Source organism: Streptomyces sp. NPDC054841 (assembly GCF_053611045.1).
Map to the genome: position 1 here is coordinate 1 of NZ_JBSGZO010000571.1, position 4966 is coordinate 4966.

Annotated in this window: 5 protein-coding genes; all 5 read left to right on the forward strand. The window is 72.2% G+C overall.

The features are described from left to right. Positions 1-392: 392 nt before the first annotated feature. Complete coding sequence (locus ACWGI8_RS39425; RefSeq protein ID WP_453668257.1) at positions 393-911, forward strand: DUF2617 family protein; 519 nt, start codon at positions 393-395, stop codon at positions 909-911. 84 nt (positions 912-995) lie between these two features. Further along, a complete protein-coding gene (locus ACWGI8_RS39430) occupies positions 996-2528 on the forward strand; it encodes a polyamine aminopropyltransferase (RefSeq protein ID WP_453668258.1) in 1533 nt (510 codons plus the stop codon). 70 nt (positions 2529-2598) lie between these two features. After that, positions 2599-3594: an SRPBCC family protein gene (locus ACWGI8_RS39435; RefSeq protein ID WP_453668259.1), complete on the forward strand. Its 996-nt coding sequence runs from the start codon at positions 2599-2601 to the stop codon at positions 3592-3594. 27 nt (positions 3595-3621) lie between these two features. Next, complete coding sequence (locus ACWGI8_RS39440; protein ID WP_453668260.1) at positions 3622-4422, forward strand: aldose epimerase family protein; 801 nt, start codon at positions 3622-3624, stop codon at positions 4420-4422. Positions 4423-4448: 26 nt separating this feature from the next. Next, positions 4449-4966 (forward strand): orotate phosphoribosyltransferase (gene pyrE / locus ACWGI8_RS39445; protein ID WP_453668261.1); only part of this gene is annotated, 518 nt, incomplete at its 3' end.

The window sequence follows — 4966 nt, forward strand, 5'->3', positions numbered from 1 at the left end:
GGCGCCGGGGGCGGCGGCAGCTGAAGCAGTGGCGGAGGCGGCTGACACGGGGCAGCCGGTCCGCCTCGACCGAAGGCGCCCGACGGGACGAACTCCCGTCGGGCGCCTTTCTGTTGACGCGCGATGCACGTATCCGGCTCGGTTGTGCACCGTCTCGATGGGTTTCTGTTGAACAGTTGAACCGTCAGGCCCCCGAGGGGATGGAATGCACGTCAAGTTGGGTAAAAGCGCTGTGAGCGCCGCGCACTTCATGATTCCCTCGCTGTTGAGAACATCCAGCCCTCGGGCCTCCTGTGGACCCGAGCAGGCGATCCCCATCTCCTCTGTGCACCCTCCGGGGCGCCCCGGATCGCCCTGTCAATCCCGTTACGCGTGCTTTGCGGAGCCGACCCATGCTCACGACCCTGAAGACCTCCTACACCGATACCCGCGCGGCCGATCTGGCCTGGGCGCTGGGTCGGGACCCGCTGCCCGCCCTTGCCGCGCTCGACCTCGAACTGGCAGGCGCAAAGCTGCAGTTGAGACTTCTGGGCGCCTCCCACCAGGTGCTGCTCGAGGAGGATCACGGCACCTGCTCCGAAACCGTCGCCTGCATGCCGGGCAGCAGCACTCCGCTGCCGCTGGGTGTCGCCAAGCGGCTCGGGGACTGGGACTACGAGTTCGCGGCGCGCGTCGAGACGCTGTCGAAGGGCTCGTTCGCGGGGCGCGCGCAGGAGCTCCTCGCGCTGGTCGCGGACCATCCGAACGGGCTCGCCGGTACGTTTCCCGGCTCGCCGCACGCGTTCACGGCGATGGTGGCGCAGCGGCTCGAAGGCCAGGTGCGGTGGCGGACTTGGCACGCGTATCCGCAGGAGGGTCAGCTCGTCGTGACCCGTACACGCGTCGGCGCACGAATGCCCGCTGCGCGCTGAGTCCATGCATCTCTGCGGCATTTTGCGGCAGTTGCACCCGTGTGGGTGACATGATGCGACGGATGTGTGACGTAGCGTTACGACATGATCGACCCGCCAGTGACAAAACCGGTCCAGGGCGGGGTGCGGCTGCCCGTCCGTCCGGGGGCGGGCCGGTTCCTCGTCCTCCTCGTGGTCTTCGTCTGCGCCGCCTGCGGACTGGTCTACGAGCTCGAACTCGTTGCCCTCGCCTCGTACTTGATCGGTGACTCGGTCACCCAGGCCTCCGTCGTGCTCTCGGTCATGGTCTTCGCGATGGGTCTCGGCTCCCTCCTCGCCAAGCGGATGCGCTGCCACGCGGCCGTCGGCTTCGGTCTGGTGGAGGCGGCGCTCGCCATGATCGGCGGCTGTTCGGCGCTCGTGCTGTACGCGGCGTTCGCCTGGCTCGGCGAGGCGCGGTACGCGCTGGTGGGGTTCTCGCTCGCCATCGGCGTGCTGATCGGCGCGGAGATCCCCTTGCTGATGACGCTGATCCAGCGGGCGTCCCGGCGCGGCGGCCGGGCCGACGAGGATGCCGCGGGCACGGTCGCGGATCTGTTCGCGGCGGACTATGTGGGCGCGCTCGTCGGCGGGCTCGCCTTTCCCTTCCTGCTGCTGCCGTGGCTCGGCCAGCTCACGGGCGCACTGCTCACCGGCGCGGTGAACGCGGTGGCGGGCGGGGCGCTCGTGCTGTGGCTGTTCCGGCGGGATCTGTCGGCGCGGGAGCGCTGGTGGCTGCTCGCGGCGAATCTGACGGTGCTGGCCGTCCTGGCGACCGCGACCGCGCTGGTCGCCGACTTCGAGGCGGCCGCGCGCCGGGCGGTGTACGGCGAGCCGGTGCGGGTCGCCGTACGGACCGAGGTGCAGGAAGTCGTGCTGACCGGGGCGGAGCACGGTCCGGTCGATCTCTTCCTGGACGGCCGGCTGCAGGTCAGCGGGGGCCGCGAGGGCCGGCATCACAGGGCGCTGGTGAACCCCGCGATGAGCCGGGGACCGCACGCACGCGTGCTGATCCTCGGCGGGGGCGACGGGCTGGCGGCGCGCGAAGTGCTCCGGCACCCCGGAGTGCGGTCGGTGACCGTCGTCGAGCTCGACCCCGGCATGGTGCGGCTGGCCCGTACGGACCCGGCGCTGGCCGCGCTCAACGGGCATGTGTACCGGGACCCGCGGCTCAAGGTCGTGTACGCGGACGCGTTCCGCTGGCTCAGGGGGCCGCAGGCGGCGCAGGGCGCGTACGACGTGGTGATCTCGGACCTGCCCGATCCGGGCGAAACGTCCAGCACCAAGCTGTACTCACAGGAGTTCTACGGGCTCGCGGCGGGAGTCCTCGCGGACGGCGGGCGGCTCGCGGTGCACGCCGGACCGCCGGCGGAGCGGTCGCGTACGTACTGGACCGTGGAGTCCACGATCCGCGCGGCCGGGTTCGTGACCCGCCCGTACCGCGCACCGGGACCGCCCGACCGGGGATTCGTCCTCGGGGTCCTCGCGGCGCGCGGCACCCCGGCTCCGGCGCCGGGGCCCGGCGTGGTGGGTATGGAGCGCGAACGGCCGCGGGACGTGCCGCCGTCGACGCTGCTGCGCCCGCGGTACGCCGAGTGAGCGCCGTGAACTGTGCCGGTTCCGCGTAGAAGGGCTCCGTCCGGGCCCGAGCTGAGTAGGCTCGGTTCCCATGGAGCATGAGGTGTTCGTTCCGGTTCCGGCAGAGACCCTCCGGCAGACGCTGGCCGACCCCGCACGCGTCGCGCGCTGCGTGCCCGGGCTCCAACAGGACGCCGACGCGTCGGCGGGCCCGCTCGCCGGCCGGCTGAAGATCCGCGTGGGCGGCCACACCATCACCTACCGCGGCGCCCTGCGGATCACCGAGCAGGGCGGCGACTTCGCGGTCGAGGGCGAGGGAACCGAGGCCCGCGGTTCGGGCTCCGCCAAGTTCGCCCTGACGCTCCGCCTCATCCCGGCCGAGGGCGGCACGACCCTCAGTTTCACCGGAACGGCCCACGCCGACGGCCGCCTCGCGGAGGCCACCCCCGTCACGGCACAGCAGGCGGCGACGCGCCTCCTCGACCGCTTCACGTCCTCCCTCGTGTCCGCGGGACCGGTGCCGGACGCGGGCGGAGGTGACGAGGCGACCGACGTCTCGGGCACGCCCGGGGGCGACACCCCGACGCGGGACGCGGAGCCCGGACCCACCGGAGGGCCGGCGGAGCAAGGTGCCGGTGCCGTTGCCGGTGGCACGACGGATGCGCAGGGCGACCTGCCCGGCTCGTCCGTGGGTGACTCCGGTGCGGAGGCTGCGGACGCGACGGACGAGTCGGACGAGTCGGCGCAGGCCGGCGGTACGGCGGATGATGCGGCTGCCGCGTCGGCGGACAGCACGTCCGGCGACGTGGGCGGCGAGGACGACGGCGCCTCGTCCGTGTCCGACGTGGACGTGCCGTCGTCGGCGTTGGATCCGCTGGCCGATGAGGGGTTCGGCGGGGGCGACGAGCCCCCGGCAGAGGCGGCGCACGCGCGGCGGACGATGATCGGGCGGAGCGCGGAAGAGGTCGACCACGCGCCGCCGCAGGCTGCCGCAGCGGGTGGCACGCTGCGCTGGGTCGCGCCGGCCGCGGCGCTCGCGATCGCCTCCGCCGTGGTGGTCGGACGTGCCCTGCGACGCCGCAGGTAGCGTCCACAGCGCCAGTAGGGTTCGGGTGTGAGTAGCGAAGAGAGCGTCCGGCTCACCGCCGGAGACGTCGAGTTGACCGTGGACCCGGCGAACGGCTGCCGCATCAGCAGCCTCCGTATCGGCGGGACCGAGCTGCTGCGGCAGGGCGAGCACTACGGCTGCTTCCCGATGGTGCCGTGGTGCGGACGGACCGCGAACGGCCGCTTCAGCACCGGCGGCGTCACCCACGAGCTGCCGGTCAACTCGCCGCCGCACGCCATTCACGGCACCGGCCGCGACGCTGCCTGGCGCACCGCCCGCACCGGTCCGACCGAGGCCGTGTTCACCTACGTACTCGGCGACCCCTGGCCGTACACCGGAATCGTCACCCAGATGTTCGTGCTGACCGAGGACTCCCTCACACTCCAGCTCGGCATCGAGACGTACGACGTGTCGTTCCCCGCCCAGGCCGGCTGGCACCCCTGGTTCCTGCGCAACGCCTTCCCCGGCGGCAAGCCGGTCCAGCTGGACTTCATCCCCGATTGGCAGGAGGAGCGCGGCGAGGACCACCTCCCCACCGGGCGCCGGATCGGTCCCACTCCCGGGCCCTGGGACGACTGTTTCGGCATGGAGGACGGCGTCGACGTCACCCTCACCTGGCCGGAGCACCTGGAACTCACCGTGAAGAGCCGCGCCCAGTGGGTCGTCATCTACGACGAGCCGGAGGACGCCGTCTGCGTCGAGCCCCAGTCCGGCCCGCCGAACGGGCTCAACACCCTCCCGCGTCTGGTCACGCCCATCGACCCCCTCGAAGTCGCCGCGACGTGGACCTGGCGGAAGCCGGCCTAGGGAAGACAGGCCCTAAGCTGCTGAGCATGACTGACGTACGCGCTGAGCTGCTCCAGCAGATCAAGGACAAGGCCGTGGTGCACGGCAAGGTGACCCTCTCCTCGGGTCGTGAGGCCGACTACTACATCGACCTGCGCCGGATCACGCTGGACGGCGAGGCCGCACCGCTGGTCGGTCAGGTCATGCTCGATCTGACCAAGGAGCTGGAGTACGACTGCGTGGGCGGTCTCACGCTGGGCGCCGACCCCGTCGCGACGTCGATGCTGCACGCCTCGGCCGCGCGCGGTGAGCGCCTGGACGCCTTCGTCGTGCGGAAGGCCCAGAAGGCGCACGGCATGCAGCGCCGGATCGAGGGTGCCGACGTCAAGGGCCGTCGCTGCCTCGTCGTCGAGGACACCTCGACCACCGGCGGCTCGCCGCTGACCGCCGTCGAGGCCGTCCGCGAGGCGGGCGGCGAGGTCGTCGCCGTCGCCACGATCGTGGACCGGGGCGCCTCGGAGGCGATCGCCGGGGCCGGCCTGACGTACCTCACGGGGTACCAGCT

Coding starts and splice junctions, on each gene's coding strand:
- ACWGI8_RS39435 (WP_453668259.1), top strand. CDS start 2,599: ATGGAGCATGAGGTGTTCGTTCCGGTTCCGGCAGAGACCCTCCGGCAG.
- ACWGI8_RS39425 (WP_453668257.1), top strand. CDS start 393: ATGCTCACGACCCTGAAGACCTCCTACACCGATACCCGCGCGGCCGAT.
- ACWGI8_RS39430 (WP_453668258.1), top strand. CDS start 996: ATGATCGACCCGCCAGTGACAAAACCGGTCCAGGGCGGGGTGCGGCTG.